This window comes from Shewanella khirikhana (assembly GCF_003957745.1).
Lineage (GTDB): Bacteria > Pseudomonadota > Gammaproteobacteria > Enterobacterales > Shewanellaceae > Shewanella > Shewanella khirikhana.
In genome coordinates, this window is sequence record NZ_CP020373.1 from 1,111,525 (window position 1) to 1,130,072 (window position 18,548).

General features: G+C 56.7%; 12 protein-coding genes. 8 read left to right on the plus strand and 4 right to left on the minus strand.

Features of this window, described 5'->3' with window-relative positions:
* Positions 1–134: 134 nt before the first annotated feature.
* A complete protein-coding gene (locus STH12_RS04755; protein WP_174234576.1) occupies positions 135–2,399 on the plus strand; it encodes a heavy metal translocating P-type ATPase in 2,265 nt (754 codons plus the stop codon).
* 74 nt (positions 2,400–2,473) lie between these two features.
* Here STH12_RS04755 and STH12_RS04760 read toward each other — a convergent pair whose 3' ends face one another.
* Positions 2,474–3,172 carry a Vat family streptogramin A O-acetyltransferase gene (locus STH12_RS04760; protein WP_126166496.1) on the minus strand — a complete coding sequence of 233 codons (699 nt, stop codon included), beginning with the start codon at positions 3,170–3,172 and terminating at the stop codon, positions 2,474–2,476.
* A 52-nt stretch (positions 3,173–3,224) separates the two neighbouring features.
* Positions 3,225–3,737 (minus strand): GNAT family N-acetyltransferase, encoded by a 513-nt coding sequence (locus STH12_RS04765; protein WP_126166497.1) that lies wholly within the window; start codon positions 3,735–3,737, stop codon positions 3,225–3,227.
* Positions 3,738–3,938: 201 nt separating this feature from the next.
* Between STH12_RS04765 and STH12_RS04770 the strand changes: the two genes are divergently transcribed.
* The 4 genes from STH12_RS04770 to STH12_RS04785 all read left to right on the plus strand — a co-directional run bounded on the left by STH12_RS04770 (position 3,939) and on the right by STH12_RS04785 (position 8,752).
* Entirely contained in the window at positions 3,939–5,534 is a 1,596-nt protein-coding gene (locus STH12_RS04770) for an ABC-F family ATPase (protein ID WP_126166498.1), read from the plus strand.
* 214 nt (positions 5,535–5,748) lie between these two features.
* A complete protein-coding gene (locus STH12_RS04775) occupies positions 5,749–6,129 on the plus strand; it encodes a VOC family protein (RefSeq protein WP_126166499.1) in 381 nt (126 codons plus the stop codon).
* An 83-nt stretch (positions 6,130–6,212) separates the two neighbouring features.
* Positions 6,213–6,824, plus strand: a complete 612-nt coding sequence (locus tag STH12_RS04780; protein WP_126166500.1) for an NAD(P)H-dependent oxidoreductase — start codon at positions 6,213–6,215, stop codon at positions 6,822–6,824.
* Positions 6,821–8,752 carry a monovalent cation:proton antiporter-2 (CPA2) family protein gene (locus tag STH12_RS04785; protein WP_126166501.1) on the plus strand — a complete coding sequence of 644 codons (1,932 nt, stop codon included), beginning with the start codon at positions 6,821–6,823 and terminating at the stop codon, positions 8,750–8,752. Before STH12_RS04780 ends, STH12_RS04785 begins: the two co-directional genes overlap by 4 nt.
* 22 nt (positions 8,753–8,774) lie before the next feature.
* Here the strand turns inward: STH12_RS04785 and STH12_RS04790 are convergent, their stop codons facing one another.
* Together STH12_RS04790 and STH12_RS04795 are read right to left on the minus strand one after the other, a co-directional pair.
* Positions 8,775–9,335 carry a DUF1415 domain-containing protein gene (locus STH12_RS04790; RefSeq protein WP_126166502.1) on the minus strand — a complete coding sequence of 187 codons (561 nt, stop codon included), beginning with the start codon at positions 9,333–9,335 and terminating at the stop codon, positions 8,775–8,777.
* Between the two features lie 116 nt (positions 9,336–9,451).
* Positions 9,452–11,593: a TonB-dependent receptor gene (locus STH12_RS04795; RefSeq protein WP_126166503.1), complete on the minus strand. Its 2,142-nt coding sequence runs from the start codon at positions 11,591–11,593 to the stop codon at positions 9,452–9,454.
* 249 nt (positions 11,594–11,842) lie between these two features.
* Between STH12_RS04795 and STH12_RS04800 the strand changes: the two genes are divergently transcribed.
* From STH12_RS04800 to STH12_RS04810, 3 genes are all read left to right on the plus strand, one after another.
* Positions 11,843–12,292 (plus strand): hypothetical protein, encoded by a 450-nt coding sequence (locus STH12_RS04800; RefSeq protein ID WP_237158749.1) that lies wholly within the window; start codon positions 11,843–11,845, stop codon positions 12,290–12,292.
* A gap of 489 nt (positions 12,293–12,781) precedes the next feature.
* On the plus strand, positions 12,782–15,433 hold the full coding sequence (locus STH12_RS04805; protein ID WP_126166504.1) for a glycoside hydrolase family 16 protein: 2,652 nt from the start codon (positions 12,782–12,784) through the stop codon (positions 15,431–15,433).
* A gap of 92 nt (positions 15,434–15,525) precedes the next feature.
* Entirely contained in the window at positions 15,526–18,543 is a 3,018-nt protein-coding gene (locus STH12_RS04810) for a TonB-dependent receptor (RefSeq protein WP_126166505.1), read from the plus strand.
* Positions 18,544–18,548 lie beyond the last annotated feature (5 nt).

The window sequence follows — 18,548 nt, forward strand, 5'->3', positions numbered from 1 at the left end:
TCGATATCAGTGCAGCGTCGGCCATTGATGTGGATGATGTGCTGGCGCGGCTCGAAGCCGGTGGCTATCCCGCAACGCTGATGGATGAACCTTTGGCAGCAGCGCCGCCGGAGTTGGCACCCGATGCCGGTCAAATGGCCTTTGATGCCGATAAGGTGGCAGCCGGGGAGCCTTCGGCTGCGGCTGCAATCACTCACACGGCACTGCGCTTCAGCGTGCCTTCCATGAGCTGCGCCAGTTGTGTGGCCAAGATTGAAGCGGCGCTGCGCTCAGCCGGCGGTGAGGGCCGGGTCGATTTGTCCCGTAAAGTGGTGCGGGTAAAAGGCTTATCCGCCGATGCAGCGCTGGCGGCGCTGAGCGGTGTTGGTTATCCCGGCGAGCTCCTCACCGCACAGCCGAAGCCCGCCAGCGACGATGGACAGCATTTTCGAACCAGACTGTGGCAGGCGGCCGTGGGGCTGGGGCTCGGGGTGCCCTTAATGCTATGGGGACTTTTTGGCGGCGAGATGATGGTGAACGATGCTACCCGCCTTGGCTGGGGACTGGTGGGGCTGATAACAGGTGTTGCTATGCTGCTGACCGGTGCTCACTTCTACCAAGGACTTTGGCGCTCATTAAAGGCCAAAAGTGCCACCATGGACACCCTCATAGCTTTGGGGACTGGCACAGCCTGGCTCTATTCCATGGCCCTGGTGCTGCTGCCACAGGCGTTTCCCGAAGGCAGTCGCCATGTGTATTTCGAAGCGAGCGTGATGATTTTGGGTTTAATAAACCTTGGCCATGCGCTGGAGGCGCGGGCGAGGGGCAAAACCAGCGAGGCGCTGGATAAACTGCTTGGGCTTAAAACTGATGAGGCGCTGCGGCTTGAAAACGGCACTGAGCGCTGGGTCAGGGTGGAAGAGATTGCCCGCAACGACCTGATTCGGGTACGGCCGGGCGACAGGATTGCCCTCGATGGCAAGGTTATCGAAGGTGAGTCGCTGATTGATGAGTCCATGCTATCCGGTGAGCCGCTGCCGGTGGCCAAAACCGCAGGGGAAAGTGTGTTTGCCGGGACGGTAAATGGCAACGGCAGTCTGGTTATTGAAGTGACCGCCGAGGCCGATGACAGTCGATTGTCGAAAATCATCGCGCTGGTGGAAGAGGCGCAAACCTCGAAACTGCCCATAGGCCGGCTTACTGATGCTATTTCGGCGGTATTTGTGCCTGTGGTGGTGGCCATTGCTATTGTTGCCGCGCTGATCTGGTACTTTGTTGGCCCCGCGCCCGCATTGTCACATGCCATGGTGGTGCTCACCACTGTGCTGATTATTGCCTGCCCCTGTGCCCTTGGGCTTGCCACGCCCATGTCGATTATGGTCGGGGTAGGGCGCGCCGCCTCCATGGGGATTTTGGTTAAAAACGGTGAAGCACTTGAGCGGGCCAGCAAGGTCACCACAGTGGTGCTGGATAAAACAGGCACCCTGACGCTGGGTAAACCTGCGGTGCGAAAGATGCTCTGGCTTCAAGGTGATGAAGAGGATACCCGGCATGCAATAGCAAGCCTTGAGCGCCAGAGCAGCCATCCGCTGTCGGAGGCGCTTGCGGCCCTGTCGGATGTGCCTTCGCTTGCGGTGAGCGAATTTCAAAACCTGCCCGGCGAAGGCCTTATGGGTAAGGTCACCGCCACAGATGGCAGCCATGGGTGGCATATCGGTAATCCACGTCTGATGGCGCGCCTTGGCCTGGCATCAGAACTTGAAACGCTTGAGCCGGAACTTGATTCCCTGGCCAAAGAGGCGCTCACCCCTGTGCTGGTGGCTAAAAATCACAAGCTTGTGGCCATACTCGGTGTGGGCGACCCACTCAGAGCCGATGCCAAAACCGCAATGGCGCGCCTTAAAGCCCAGGGCAAGCGCTTGGTGTTGCTGTCAGGGGATAACCGGCACACTGCCGAGGCGGTTGGCCGCGAGGTGGGTATCGATGAAGTGATTGCCGGGGTGATGCCAGATGAAAAGCATCAGCATGTTGCCCGTCTTAAGGCGGCTGGCGAAGTGGTGGCCATGGTGGGGGATGGCATTAATGATGCCCCGGCGCTGGCCGAAGCCGATGTGGGGATTGCCATGGGCACGGGAACCGATGTCGCCATTGAGAGCGCGTCTCTGACCTTGCTGTCACCCAGGCTCGAGGCCCTTGCCGATGCCTTTGCCCTGTCGCGCGCTACCCTTGGCAATATTCGCCAGAACCTCTTTGGTGCCTTTATTTACAATGTGCTGGGCATTCCGGTGGCGGCGGGCGTGCTTTATCCGGCGTTTGGGGTGCTGTTAAGCCCGGTTCTGGCCGGGGCGGCGATGGCGGCCTCATCGCTGACTGTGGTGACCAATGCCAACCGGCTTAAAAGAAAGCCGCTAAAGGATTAAGGACGCTGCGAGTTAAATACAAAGCCGCCCTTGGGCGGCTTTTTTATGCATTATTTGGGATGTAAGGTGAAGCCTTATTGCCCGGCGGCTTTCTCGAGAGCAGCTTTCTCGAGTGCAGTGATGTCACCGTTTTTAATATCCAGCAGATGGGCGCTGATTTTCTCAACCGGCCAGTGCCACCAGGCGATGGCTTCAAGCCGGGCAATGGCCTGTTCATCAAAGCGCATCTTTACGATTTTGGCGGGATTGCCGCCGACAATGGCGTAGGCGGGCACATCTGATGTGACCACAGCGCGGCTTGCGATAATGGCGCCATTGCCCACTTTTACTCCGGGCATAATCAGGGCGTCATAACCAATCCACACATCGTTGCCTATGTCGGTATCGCCTTTAAAGGGCAACTCCCCCGGCTCAGGCGCTGCTTGCTCCCAGCCGTTGCCGAAAATGAAAAACGGGTAGGTACTCACGCCAGCCATGGGGTGATTGGCGCCATTCATAATGAACTTGACCCCACGGGCGATGGCGCAGAATTTACCAATAATCAGTTTGTCGCCAATAAAGGGGAAGTGATACAGCACGTTGCGCTCAAAGTTGGCACTGTCCTCGGGGTCGTCATAATAGCTGTATTCGCCCACCTGAATATTGGGATTGCTGATGGTGTTTTTGATAAAGCACACCTGCGGAAAGCCTTCCATCGGAAACGGGTTATCGGGGCTGGGGCCATGGCCCTGTGTTACCGCGGTTTGCGGCTCGGTGGCCGACGTTGTTGTCATAAACAGTCCTTGTGCTAAGTGGCTTGTGCTAAATGCCTTGTGCTCGCCTTGGTTAACCCAGCGGCAAATAAAGAATGTGCTGTGGCCCGGCGCTGCCGCCCAGATAATGGCTTTCGCTGTCGATAAAGCCATTTTTAAGATAAAGATCCCGCGCCGGGATATTTTTAAGATTGACGGTTAATACCAGGCGGTGGAACTGCGGATAGCGCGTCTGAATAAACTGCGGCAGAGCCTGCATCACCGCTCTGGCAAGGCCTTTACCCTGGTGGCGCACATCAATCAGAAATGCCCTGAAACCTAAATCGCTGGCCTCGGCAAAGGCATGCTCCAGGCTGTATTCCTTATCCAGCAGAAAAAAGCCCACCAGGTGCTCGCCGTTTGTGGCCTCGGATGTGTCCGTCGTGGCAGTGTCAGTTTGATGCCACACCAGCACAGGCACTATGGCGCCACCGGCGATGGCGAGGATTTCCTCCATGGTGCCCACAAAGCGCAATTGCTCCGGGGCCACTTCCAGCGCTTCGGCGAGGGGGCGAGTGGATGCAGTCATCTTTTCCAGCCGGATCATTCGCTTCTCCTTATATGGGCGCCGATTTTTATTTTTTACCCGACTATATTGGCGGCATTTGGCGTGCGGTCGCAAGTCGGTTGATAATTCACGCAGGGGTGTTATAGTACCGCGCTTTATCAGAGGGTAGGCTTATGCTTAGCCCTTGGGATTTTCGCCGCAGGCGCCTGCCTCGGCCTACAGACAAACGGAAACCAGCCCGTGATCACAACCGCCAATATCACCATGCAGTTCGGCGCCAAGCCACTGTTTGAAAACATCTCCGTCAAGTTCGGTGACGGCAACCGCTACGGCCTTATCGGTGCCAATGGTTGCGGTAAATCCACCTTTATGAAGATCCTCGCCGGTGAGCTTGAGCCGTCCGGCGGTAACGTTCATCTGGATCCCAACGAGCGTCTGGGTAAGCTGAATCAGGATCAGTTCGCCTACGAAGAGTTCAGCGTAATCGATACCGTTATCATGGGCCACAAAGAACTGTGGGCCGTGAAGCAGGAACGTGACCGTATCTATTCTTTGCCTGAAATGAGTGAAGAAGACGGCATCAAGGTGGCCGAGCTTGAGATGGAGTTCGCGGAAATGGACGGTTACACCGCCGAAAGCCGCGCCGGTGAACTGCTGTTGGGCGTGGGTATTCCACTTGAGCAACACTTCGGTCCCATGAGCGAAGTCGCGCCCGGCTGGAAACTGCGTGTGCTGCTGGCGCAGGCACTGTTTTCCGATCCGGACGTGCTGCTGCTCGACGAACCAACCAACAACCTGGACATCGACACCATCCGTTGGTTGCAGGACATGCTGAACCAGCGTAACAGCACCATGATCATCATCTCGCACGACCGTTACTTCCTGAACTCTGTGTGTACTCACATGGCGGATCTGGACTACGGTGAGCTGCGGGTGTATCCGGGCAACTACGATGAATATATGACGGCTGCGTCTCAGGCCCGTGAGCGTCTGCTGGCCGACAACGCCAAGAAGAAGGCCCAAATTGCTGAGCTGCAGACCTTCGTGTCGCGCTTCTCGGCCAACGCCTCCAAAGCCAAGCAGGCCACTTCCCGCGCCAAGCAGATTGAGAAAATCAAGCTGGACGAAGTGAAAGCCTCAAGCCGCGTTAACCCCTACATCCGTTTCGAGCAGGAAAAGAAACTGTTCCGTAACGCGCTGGTGGTTGAGAACCTGACCAAGGGTTTCGATGGCGAGCCGCTGTTTAAAAACTTCAACCTGATTGCCGAAGTGGGTGAGCGCATTGCTATCCTGGGTGAGAACGGTGCCGGTAAAACCACCATGGTACGTACCCTCATCCATGAACTGCCACAGGATGAAGGCACTATCCACTGGTCTGAAAATGCCTCTATCGGTTACTACGCCCAGGATCACGCCAGTGACTTTGAAAACGATTTGAACGTATTTGACTGGATGAGCCAATGGAAGAAAGAAGGCGACGACGAGCAGGCCGTTCGCGGTATTCTGGGTCGTATGCTGTTTGGCGCCGACGACATCAAGAAATCAGTCAAGGTGCTGTCCGGTGGTGAGCAGGGTCGTATGTTGTTTGGCAAAATGATCATGCAAAAGCCCAACATCCTGGTGATGGACGAACCCACCAACCACCTGGACATGGAATCCATTGAATCGCTGAACAACGCGCTGGAAATGTACGAAGGCACCCTGTTCTTCGTATCGCACGACCGCGCCTTCGTAAGCTCGCTGGCCAACCGTATTATCGAGATCACCCCAAATGGCGTGACCGATTTCAAAGGCACCTACGATGAGTTCCTGCGCAGCAAAGGTATCGAAAACTAAACTGCCGCTGCCGAAAAAGGCCGACCTAGTGTCGGCTTTTTTTATGGCCAAATCGTCCTTAACGGCAAAGATGAAAACAGCCACATCGGCGCCAGCGGCGACTCCGGGGTTGTGTTGTCAGCAAAAATCCCTTTAACTGGAATGAGTTTTGGATAAAACCACTGGCAAGGCAGCCAAAGGCGCCAAACCTCATCCAGCCCTGAAGGAGAATCCCATGGCGAAAAATCCCGTTTCCTGGTTTGAAATCTATGTGAATGACATTGGCAGGGCCCGCGCATTCTACGAGGCCGTGTTTGGCGTCAGCCTCGAGCAAATCCCCATTCCCGATGAAAATGGTTTTGAAATGTGGTTCTTTCCGTCTGAAATGAGCCAGTACGGCGCCAGTGGTGCACTGGTGCACATGCCGGGATTCGACGCGGGCGGCAACAGTACCCTGGTGTATTTTGCCTGTGACGACTGCGCCGTGGAGGAGTCGCGGGTAGTGGGGGCTGGCGGCCAGGTGCAGCGCGCCAAGATGTCCATCGGCGAATATGGCTTTATCTCCCTTGCCATCGATACCGAGGGCAACATGATAGGCATGCACTCGCTCAAGTAATTCCGCTTTCGGGCTGACCAAGCGTATTGTCAGCCCATCTCCAATCCGTCGAGGGCACGCAAGATGCCCGGGAGCCACAGTCAATGGATCAAGAAGCCACCCATCCGGTGCTGGTGCTGTTTGCCCATCCGGGCCAGACAGGCTCGGAAGTCTGCCTGCCGATGTACCGCGTTGCCTGCGATACCCCAGGTGTCACCTGCGTGGATTTATACGCTGAGTATCCCACCTTCAATATCGATATTCAGGCCGAGCAGCAGCGGCTGCTTAAGCATAAGGTACTGATTTTTCTGTTTCCGCTGTTTTGGTATTCCACCCCATCGCTGCTCAAGGAGTGGCAGGATCTGGTGCTGGAATACAATTTTGCCTATGGCGCCAGGGGCGACAAACTGCACGGCAAACCATTTTTTTGTGCCATCAGTGCCGGTGGCAGCGAAGCATCCTACAGTCCGGATGGTTATAACCATTTTGGTCTCAGAACCTTGCTGTCACCCCTTGAGCAAACCGCCTCGCTCACCGGCATGGCTTATCTGCCGCCGTTTGCGATATTTGGCGCCCGTTCGGCGCTGGAGGAAGGCCGGCTCGAGCCCCACCTGGAGCGCTGGCGCCGGTTGCTTGAAAAACTGGTGGCAGGGGCGCTGCCGGATGAGCAAGCCGCAGCCGCGGGGCTGCTCAATGGCTGGGAGGCTTTGTCATGACAGGCATTTTTTTGCAGGCATTTGTTTACCTGCTCGCCGCCGTGCTGGCGGTGCCCCTGGCCAAGCGATTGGGGCTTGGCTCTGTGCTTGGCTATCTGGTCGCCGGGGTAGCCATTGGGCCGCTGCTGGGGCTGGTTGGGCAAGAAACACAAAGTATTCAGCATTTTGCTGAATTTGGTGTGGTGTTGATGCTGTTTTTGGTGGGCATGGAGCTTGATGCCAAGCAGCTGTGGCAGATGCGTCAACGGCTCTTGGGCCTTGGCGGGCTGCAGGTGCTGCTTACCACCGGAGCGGTGGCGGGGCTTGCGCTGGCGCTCGGTCAGCCATGGCAGATAGCGCTGGCGCTTGGCATGATCCTCGCCATGTCGTCCACCGCCATAGTGCTGCAATCGCTGAATGAAAAGGGACTTGCCAAAACCGAAGGTGGCCGCAGCGATTTCTCGGTGCTGCTGTTTCAGGACATAGCCGTGATCCCAATCCTCGCAATTTTGCCACTGCTGACAATAAGTGCCCCAGTCGCCGAAAGCGGTCATGAGGATATGTCGCTGGTGGCAGGATTGCCGGGCTGGGCCAATGCCCTGGTGGTGCTTGGCGCCATTGCCGCTGTGGTCTTTGGCGGCCGCTTCCTGACCCGGCCGCTTTTTGGTTATGTGGCACGCTCAGGCCTGCGGGAAGTGTTTACCGCCGCGGCACTTATGTTGGTGATTGGCATTGCAGCGCTGATGAGTCTGGTGGGCCTGTCACCGGCCCTTGGCACCTTCCTTGCCGGCGTGGTGCTTGCCAGCAGTGAGTTTCGTCATGAACTTGAGTCCACCATAGAGCCGTTCAAGGGCTTGTTGCTGGGTCTGTTTTTTATCACGGTGGGCGCGGGCATCGATTTTGAGATGCTGCTGTCACAGTTTGCGCTGGTGCTGGGATTAGCCTTTGGGGTGATGCTGATTAAGGCGTTGGTGCTGTTGGTGCTGGCTAAAATCTTTCATCTGTCAGGCTCGGATAAATGGCTGTTTGCGCTGTCGCTGGCCCAGGCGGGTGAGTTTGGTTTTGTGCTGCTTGGCTACAGCCAGCAACAGGGGATTTTTGGCAGCGAGCTTGGGGCGTTGCTGTCGATGGTGGTGGCACTGAGCATGTTTTTAACCCCCGGGCTGTTCATTCTGTTTGAGAAGGTGATTTTGCCAAGGGTCACCCGCAGTGCCAATGAGCGTCAGGCTGACACCATCGATGAGCAGGGGCCGGTGATCATCGCCGGTATCGGCCGTTTCGGCCAGATAGTCAATCGTCTGCTCAGGGCCAATGGCGTGAAAACCGTGGTGCTGGACCGTGAATATGCTCAGGTGGAGCGGCTCAGGGACATTCAGATGAAGAGTTTCTTCGGCGATGTCAGTAACCCTGAGCTGTTACACACCGCAGGCATTGAGTCGGCCAAAATGCTGGTGGTGGCCATTGATGATGTGGAGGGCGCCACCGAGCTTGTGCGCCATGTGCGGCATCATTATCCGCAGGTGGTTATTCTGGCGCGCGCCTTCGACCGGGGCCACACCTACGCCCTGACCGAAGCCGGGGCCGATTGGGTGGTGAGCGAAACCTTCCACTCGGCGCTGAATATGGGCGGTGAGGCGCTGACGCGCCTTGGGTTGCATCCCTTTGTTGCCGAGCAGCGTAAAACCGCCATGGTGGAGCGTGAGAAGGCCCATGCGGGTGAGCTGTACGAAGCCTGGTTTGAGATGCGGGACAACCTTGACCGGCGCGAGCGCTATCTGAACCTGTTTATGAAGCTTGAAGCGGCACTGGTGGAAGATATGGGCAAAGACCGGATGGATGGTCACAGCCGCAGTTTGAGTGGCTGGACGCCACCGCCCAAGGGCTATGAAAAGGTGCTGGCCACCCAGGATGAAGAGCTGCACCACCATCAAAGCCCGCCAGCGGGTTGAGCGCAGAATGAAAAAGCCGGACTCAGTCCGGCTTTTTGCACTCTTGCAGCAGGCGCACAAAAAACTCACTGCCCTTGCGGCGGGCAAAAGCGATATTGCGCTCCGGGATGCTTTCCGGCTCGTTGTAACTTGCCAGGGCTGCCGCCATGCCTTCCTCGCGGATAATATGCAAGGTGGGATAGGGGGCGCGGTTGGTGAAGTTGGCCGGATCGTCCTGCGGCTCGCCGTCGAAGCAATAATCGGGATGGAAGCTCGCCAGCTGATAAGTGCCTTCAAAGCCTTCTTCAACCAACAGGTCTTCGGCAATGCCAAGCAGATCCAGATAGAGGTAAAAACCCTCGAATCCCCGCGGCAGAATAAAGAGACTGGTTTCCACTTCCGGATGGGCATCGAGGAACTGGCATTCATCCAGCAGGGCTTGCAAGACGTGCTCCATGCGGGTCTCTTCACACACCAGATAGCGGATGCTGTTACGCTCCACTTCGCGGCGGGCGAAGGGGCAGATATTGTATTTCATGATCACCTTGGTGACCCAGGCGCGGGTCTCATCGGTGATGGCCTGAATTTCCTGCTGTTCGGACATCTTGGCTGGTCTCTGGGGCTCGGTTTTGCCGGTTGGACGCACATGGTAGAAACCTCGCTGCCAACACGCAAATAAAAAAGCAGCCCAGGGGCTGCTTTTTCACATATTGCTCAGGCTCAGAAAGACCACTTCATGCCCAAATTGACCGTGGTACCCAGTCCCTTGGTGTTGTAACCGGGGAAGGTAAAGGCTTGAGATCGCGCAGAATAATAGTCTTCATTCAACAGGTTCTCGACCCCGAGGCTAAACAGCAACTGATCCATACGATAGCTGGTGGCAAGATTCAGCAGCGAGTAACTGTCTACCGGTCCCTGACTGCCAGTGTACTGGCCGTTGACCGGCTCAAAGCGTTTACGGTCGCCCACATACAGCCAGCTTAACGACAGGCGGGCGTTATCGAAAGCGTCCCAGTCGAGGAAGGCGGCGAATTTCGGCGGCGTGATGGCCTGGCCGTCGAGGTAAATATCCTGATCGGTATCCTTGCCTTCCATCCAGGCGTAGTTGGCGCCGAGCGTCAGCGCGTCGCTGAGGGCATAGCTTGCTGCCAGCTCAAAACCCTTGATTTCCTGGGGTGCGCGTACCGGCTCGTAAATGCCGGTGGCCGGGTTGAGCACGGTACGGGTGCCAAGCTCAGATTTGCTGATAAAGGCCGCCGCCGAGTAACTGAGCTCCTGCCAATCGCCAGAGAAGCCCACTTCGTAGTTATCAATCAAGGCCGCCTGGGACTGGATTTTGGCTAAATCATCCACGGTAGCAGTGCGCAGCAGCAGTCCCAGATCCGACACATCGGCGCCCTGAGAGAAGCTGATAAAGGGGCTGAGCAGCTCACTGCCATTGTATCTCAGGCCAATGTTATAGGTGGTGGCATCAAAATCGACATCGCCGCCGCGCACATCCACCGGCGTGGAGCACTGGGTCTGGCTGCGACAGACACGCAGGGTCTGATAGTCTTCGACCGCAATCGTCATCTGATCCCGGCGCACACCGGCTTTAAGCACCCAGTCGTCGCTGATTAACCACTTGGTTTGCAGATAGAAGGCCAGATTTTGCATGTCCATTTCCGGCACCCACATGCGGCCGTCGACCAGTGGTTGGCTGGAGACATCCTGCAGGTAATCCACGCCGTAGATCAGGTCAAGTTCGCTGCTGGCGAGCTCAAAGCTTGAGTTGAAGTTGGCGCGCAGGCCGCGCTTTTCCGAGCGAATAATCGACTGACCACCATCAAATCCCTGCTCGGGGTTGGCGAGGCTGGCGCTGTAGAAGAACACGTTGTTGATCTTCTGGCCGTAGGCATCGATGGCCAGACGGGTGTTGTCAAACAGCGCCAGATCTTCGTACTTCAGCATCAGGTTGTGGTTACCGTCGGGCCCCTGGGGAACACCTTTGCGGGCCGAGGGATTTTCGGCCTTGATGGCATAAGTTTTCTGACCGCTGTTGACGCTGCCGGTCACATCCACCAAATCGGCATCCTGCTGCGACTCGAAATAGTTGTAGGTAAGCTGCAGTGATTTTTCATCATCAAAATCAAAGCGGAACTTAGTAAACAGGTTTTGTGAAGTGGTTTCTGATAACCCATAAACCAAGCCGGGCACATCGCCTTCTGCGTCGCGCTGCAGGCCGTATTCTTCGCGGCTGGCGCTGACGAGATAACCAAAATCGCCGCTGGCGCCGTCGAGGGCACCTTCGATGCGACTGCCGGCGCTGTCTTCAAATTTGACGGCACTGAAGCGGCTGGACACGCCCAGGGTGCCATTGATGCCACCACCGGCACCGGGCTTTTTGGTGATGTAGTTGATGATACCGCCCGCCGCGCCATTGCCGTAAATCGAGGTGGCGCCCTTGATGACTTCGATACGCTCGATGGCGTTCATGTCAATGGAGCGGATATCCAGCGAGCCATTTCTGAGTGGGGTGGACTGCGGCACACCATCAATCAGAATCAATGCCTTACGGCCGCGCAGAGTTTGCCCTGCGTTGCTTGAGGTGCCGGTGGCAGGCGACATACCGGGTACCCGCACCGCCAGCAGATTTTGCAGCTCCGAGCTGATGCTCATTTCGGTGGCGATAGTTGCGCTGTCCACCAGGGTCACCGAGGAGGGCACTTCATCGAGGCGTTCGGGCACCCGGCTGCCGGTGACTATCATGCGCTCGACAGGCTGGGCGTTGTCAGCGGCTTGAGCTTGGGTTTCGGCAGCGGCAGGGAGCGTCGCGAGGCCCGCCAGTGATGACAAGGCCAGGGCAACAGGGGAGTACTTCATCTCTCATTCCTTCGTTATAAAAATCCTGGGAATGATAATCACTATCAATAATACATTCACATTATTTACAAAGGTTAAAAAATTGTGCCGCAGTTACAGCGGCTTAAAGCAAGTGTGAGCCAGCGCGAAAACCGACCTTTGGCCACTGGTAATCTGCGCTGTTGGGGATTACTCTCACAGGATCGGATACGGGAAATTGACTCCCGGTTTGGTGAATTTAAAGGGATATACCCGCATTCAGGAGGAATTATGTCTTTGAAACGCAAAACATCATCTATTTTCGCCGCAGCCCTGACCCTGTCCATTTCGCTGGTGACCATGCCGGCCATGGCCGCCGAATGGTTCAAGATTGCCGACAAGGTGGTGAACTACAAATCGGAAACCGACGAGGTTACCCCCCAGTTTGGCGAGAAGAACGTTACCCATATCAAGCTGGTGTGTACCCAGGGCACGGTGAATCTGCATAAGATTAGCCTGCACATGTCCGACGGTTCGGTGAAAGTGGTGGATAACCTGGGTGTGCTCAGCAAAGGCCTCGCCAGCCGGGTGATTGGTGTGCCAAAAGGCGATGCCACACTCAAGAAAATCGAGCTGAATTACGACTCTATGGGCAGCCAGGAAATGGCGCTGCTTGGCATGTCGAAAAAGGCCCATGTGGACATCATGGGTAAGAACGACGACAAAGATAAATCCGAGTAAGCCCAGATAGCGTTCCCAAAGCGCTTTTGCTGTAGCCCGGCTCAGCCAAACAGCCCGCCCTTTTCAGGGGCGGGCAGTTGTTTTATGGCATTTGAAAACGTCGCTTTAATTGCCTTTTGAGCGTTTTTTCTCCGCATCGCTTTCTTTCGCATTGTTGTCCTCCGCATAGCTCTCTTCCGCACATCTATTCATAAGTGCATTGTCATAAGTGCATTGTCATAAGTGCGTTTTCATCAGTACAGTCCGCCATTTGCGGTGCCATTCGCGATTCAGTGCGGCCGATTTCCTCTGAGCTTACCTGTGCTGCGACAGCGGCCTGGTGGCAGAGCGAATGACGTCCGCTAAAAATTCCGGTTGATCTTTACAGTTTCTTTACTTAATTTATACAAATGTAAGCGCTTACATTTGGTTTCAGAAGGAAACATCGGCAGTAGGTAGCGCTCACAAAGCTAACTTTATCCATAAAACACAGTGGGTTGGGCTCCGATAATGAAGAAGAATTCTGGAACGACCAAATACCTTTCCTTCGGACTCCTGGTGGCGGCGCTGCAGGGGTGCGGAGGGGACACCAACACAGATACCAAGCTGGATGCGGTCAACCTCGAAGGCCCCGCGACCGGTTGGGAGCTGGTGTGGAGCGACGAGTTTGACGGCAGCAGCATAGATGAGGCCAAGTGGGCGCATGAAGTGGACTGCGCCGGCGGCGGCAACCAGGAGTCGCAGTGCTATACCGCCGATGCGGCAAACTCTTACGTTGCCGACGGCATCTTGAATATCGTGGCGCTCAAAGCGCCGGAAGGCGCCGAAAAGCCCTATACCTCGGCAAGACTCAGCACCAAGGGCAAGGCAGACTTTACCTTTGGCCGCATCGAAATGCGCGCCAAGCTGCCATCGGGGCAGGGTAGCTGGCCGGCGTTTTGGATGCTGCCCAGCGACAATGTCTATGGCATCTGGCCCAGAAGCGGTGAAATCGACATCGTTGAGGCGGTGAATCTCAAGGCCACCGACGCCGATGGCAACAGTGAAGCCCATGTGCACGGCACCCTGCATTATGGCCGCGAATGGCCCAAAAACGAGCAGTCCGGCAAGTCTTATCAGCTGCCTGATGGGGTTAATCCGGCTGATGATTTTCACACCTATGCCATCGAGTGGCAGCAGGGGGAAATCCGCTGGTATGTGGACGATTACCTCTACGCGACCCAGCGCCGCTCGGAGCTCAGATACAACGCCAAGGGCGAAGCCGTGGGTCTGGCCTACAAGGGCTGGTTTACCGAGTATTACGATCAGTCCAGCGGTGAGCTGGCACTGAGCTGGTCTGATGCGCCCTTCGATGAAAAATTCCACCTTATTGTGAATTTTGCCGTGGGCGGCAACTGGCCTGTGTCGGTGAACGAAACCGGAATTGATGACAGCGCCTTTAGCGAAACCAATAAGTACCAGATTGATTTTGTGCGGGTTTACCAATGCGCCTCCAACCCGGATACCGGCAAGGGCTGCGAAACCGTGCGCCCGGGCTACGACAATCCAGACGATGCGCTGGTGGAAGGTAAGGCGCCAGCACCTGTGCCTCCTTCTGATGGCACGCCAAAAGATTTGCTGATTTTTGACAGCACCCCCAACCCCAACTGGCCGGCCTGGGATTGCTGTGGCGGCTCGACCCCAAGCCTGGTAGACGATGCCGACAAGGGCGCCGTATATCGTTTTGTGGTTGGTGAAAGCCCCACGGTTAACGGCTTTATCAGCCGCTCGGCCTTTATTACCGACGCTGCAGGTGTGCCAAGCCCCTTCGATGCGGCGCCCATTGAGGCCACAGGGGTGTTCAGCTTTGCCATGAAGGTGGTGAGCGCACCGGCAGACACCAACTCGACCTGGATGATGAAGGTTGAAAGCAACGAGGGCGCGACTGCAGTTGAACTGCCACTGACGGCAAGCAGTGAAGGCGTTGCGCCTGCCGTGGGCCAGTGGCAAACCTTTAGCTTCCCGCTGTCTGAACTTGCGGCAAAAGGCCTTGATTTGTCAGCCATCGACGTGGTGATGGTGTTCCCGGCATGGGGCAGCGGTAATGGCGCCGAATACCTGCTCGATGAGGTCAAAATTGCCCGCACCGACGTCAGCCTGCCATCACTTACTGTGTTTACCGATAACGAAAACCCCGACTGGCCGCTGTGGGACTGCTGCGGCGGTTCTACCCCTCAGGTGGTGTCCGACGACGCCGAGCACGGCATTGTGTCCGAGTTCAGCATTGGCGCCAGCCCTACAGTGATGGGCTTTATTAATCGCACTGAGCTTGGCGGAGGCGGCAATCCCTTCGATGCATCGTCTCTGTATGAAAACGGCGTGGTGCAGTTTGATTTGAAAGTGGTGAGCGCCCCCAATGTGGCCGATGCGCCCTGGCTGTTCAAAGTCGAGTCTGACAATGCCGCCAGCGCAGTGGAACTGCCATTGACCAGCAGCATTGAAGGGGTTGCGCCGGGTGCCGAATGGCAAACCTTCAGTTTTCGTTTATCGGCGCTTGCCGATGCCGGGCTGGATTTGAGTGCCATTGACGTGCTGATGGTGTTTCCTGCCTGGGGACAGGGTGAAGGGGCTGTGTATCGCATCGATAACGTGAAAATCCATCAGCCGGGTTCGGCCGGTGCCATGAATGCGCTGACCCTGTTTGCCGATGATGTGGCCGATGCCTGGTCCATCTGGGATTGCTGCGGCGGCTCAACTCCTACAGTGGAAGCCGACGATGCTGCCCATGGCGCCGTGGCCGAGTACGTGATTGGCTCGCAGCCAACCGTGGTGGGCTTCTTTGCCGATGATGGTGTTTATTACGATGCGGCGGCAGCTGTGGCAACTGGCGTGGTGCGCTTTGAGATGAAGCTGGTGTCGGCGCCGAGCGACCCAACGTCGGTGTGGAAATTCAAGATTGAGTCCGGTGATGCCGCCACGGCGGTGGAGCTTAATCTCAGCGACAGTCAGGAAGGCGTGGCGCCTGTGGTGGGCCAGTGGCAGACCTACACCTTCCCGCTGCAAACCCTGGCGGATGCGGGGCTGGATGCCAGTGCCATCGATGTGGTGATGGTGTTCCCGGCCTGGGGCACAGGTAACGGCGCTGTATTTCGGCTCGACAATGCGCTGATAGGCACTCCTTAAGGAGAGCTATCTCCTCCGTCCATCAATGGGTTAAGCCAGTCGGGCTGCGGTTGCGCCCGGCAAGGCCACAGCGAAAAGAATACGAGGCAATTATGTTAGAGACGAAATTCAAGCGTAACCGGTTGTCCGCCGTGCTGGCAGCCGTTCTCGGCGTGGGCGCCATGCCACTAGCCCTGGCCGCAGACGAGGCCAATGAGCTGCAGGCTGGCGACGATAACGCCGGCGAAGCTGTTATCGAAGTGATTGAAATCCGTGGTATTAAGGGCAGTCTGTATCGCTCTATGGATTTAAAACGTGGCGCCAATGGCGTTGTGGATGCCATTTCTGCCGAGGAGCTGGGGAAATTCCCCGACACCAACCTGGCCGAGTCGCTGCAAAGGATCACCGGGGTAACAGTCAGCCGTGCCAACGGTGAGGGCAGCCAGATCACGGTGCGCGGCTTTGGGCCCGAATACAACCTTATCACCTTGAATGGCCGCCAGATGCCGGGCACGGGTTATACCCGTTCTTACAATCTTGAGAATCTGTCATCCGAAGGCGTGAAAACCCTGGAAGTGGTCAAGACCGCCCGGGCCGATACCCCAACCGGTGGCCTTGGTGCCACGGTCAATATCATCACCCACAAGCCGCTGGATAACCCGGGGCAATCCTTCAGCTTCTCAGGCAAAGGCATTTATGACGAGTCCAACGAGCTTGGCGATGATGTAACGCCGGAGCTTGCGGCCATTTACAGCAATACCTTTATGGACGATCGTTTCGGCTTTATGGTGTCTGTGTCCCATCAGGAGCGGGATTTTCGCCAGCAAACCGCCAACAGTCAGGGCTGGATTGCCCAGACCGACAACAGCCGCCTGCCGGTACTGGCGGCTGACAAGGGCATAGACGGCCGTGAAACCGATGCCGATGGCAACCCAATCGCCCGCTTTCGCGATGCCGAGGGCAACGAGGTGGCGCCGTTTTTCTTCCCGCGGGATATGAACTTCAGCCTCAACGACGTGGAGCGTGAGCGCACCAACGGCATGGTCACGCTGCAGTTTGTGGCGGCGGATAACCTGATTTTGACCGCTGATTATGTGGCTACCAGAGCGCTGACTGCCTCCGATGGCTTTGGCTGGGGGATCTGGAACTCTTCCACCGACGGCGCCCCCGTGATTGGCTATGAGCTGGATGCCAACGGCACCGCGCTGTATTCCGATATCCGCGGCGGCGATGGCTCCTTTACTGCAAACCGCAGTACCACCGAGGTCAATGCCGAGTCCGTTGGCCTGAATATCGATTGGAGCCCCAACGAAGCCTGGCGCTTCACGCTGGACTATCACAACTCCTCAAATGAAATCGATAACGGTGCCGATACCGGCCTGGGCAGTGCAGGTCAGGTGATCCTGGGCTCAGATAAGCTCATCTCCAAAGTCTATGACTATCGCTCAGGCGAGGTGCCCCGTTTCCTTATCAACTGGAACAATGGCAGCAATCAACTGGATGCGGGCGATATCGACTCCAACTTCAGCCAGTTTATTCACTCCCCTGGCAAGAGCGAAATTGAGCAGCTGCAGTTCAACAGCAACTGGTATCCCGAGTTCAGCGAGCATCTGGTGAAGGTGGATTTTGGCGCGGCCTACACCAAGCAGACCATGTCGGGCACCTCTGCCTGGAGCGGTTTGCGTGGTGGTCCTGGTTTTAATCCGTCCTACGCCGAAATCTTCCCCGATGCCATGTTTGTGCTTGAGGATGCCACCGGGCTGTTGGATGCCCTTGGCGGTGGCGGCAGTGAGCTTGCGCCAAATTATTACTACAGCTTCAATTTCGATGAAGCGGTGGCGAGGCAACTTGCGTTTATCACCCCCGAGGTGGCCGGCGATAATTATTACTCTATCGACCCATACTTTGATGGCATCGACAGTGCCAGTCTGGTGGAAGAAAAGACCCTGGCGCTGTATCTCACCACCCAGTGGGGCTTCGATATTGGCAATGTGCCAGTGAATGTGAATGTTGGCCTCAGGTATGAGCAGACAGATGCCTCCAGTACCGTCAAGCAGCGGGTGGAGAGTCAGGTGGTGTGGGCCAGCCCCACCGAGTGGATTATGCAATACGCCCCCGGCGGCGATGATAACTACTTCACCCAGGGCGGCGACTACGATGTATGGCTGCCGATGCTGGATATCAGCGCCGAGCCGCTGGAGGATGTGGTGGTGCGCTTCTCCGCCGGTAAGACCATCGCCAGGCCGCTGCTTGGCGACATGGTTGCCGGCAGAAGCTTAAGTGGCAGCCCAAAAATCGGTGCCCGCCGTGGCGGTTTGGGGAACCCAGGGCTGTTACCGCTGGAGTCGGTGAACCTGGATCTGTCGCTTGAATATTACTATGGCGATGCCAGCTACGCGGCCATAGGTTTGTTCCACAAAGACGTGGACAACTTTGTTTCCCGCTCCACCACTCAGCTCACCATCGAGGGGCTGCATGATGTCTACAACAGCCCACGTTATCAGGAGGCCATCAGCCAGCTTGAGGCCGAAGGCACGCCTGTGAGCGAAAACAGCATATTCGCCCAGATGATTGCCAACGGCCATGGCAATGCCGATGGTCAGATAGTGCCGCTGGCGAGCGATCCGCTAATCGTGTGGGACATCACCAGCCCCATCAACAGCGACAGTAAGTCGGTACAGGGGATTGAGCTTGCGCTGCAGCAAGTGTTTGGTGAATCAGGCTTTGGGGTCGGCGTTAACGGCACCTTCGTCGATGGCGATGTGGAATTTGACCCTTACAGTCTGGCGCAGCAGCAACCGCTGGAAGGCCTCGGCGATTCCGCCAACTTCCAGGCCTTCTATGAAAAAGACGGTCTGTCGGTGAAGCTCACTTACGCCTGGCGCGACAGCTACCTGATTGGGGTGGGGCAGTCCCAGGGCTCGGCCGATGCGCCGCCGCAGTATGCCAAGGCCTTTGGCCAACTGGACGCCAGCATCAACTACGATGTGAACGACTACCTGACGGTGTTCTTTGAGGGCATTAACCTCAACAACGAAACCGAGCAGGGCTACGGCCGCTTTGAAGAGCAGTTCCTGTTTGCCCGTCAGTATGGCAGTCGATACGCCCTGGGGGCGAGGGTGCGGTTCTGACCCAA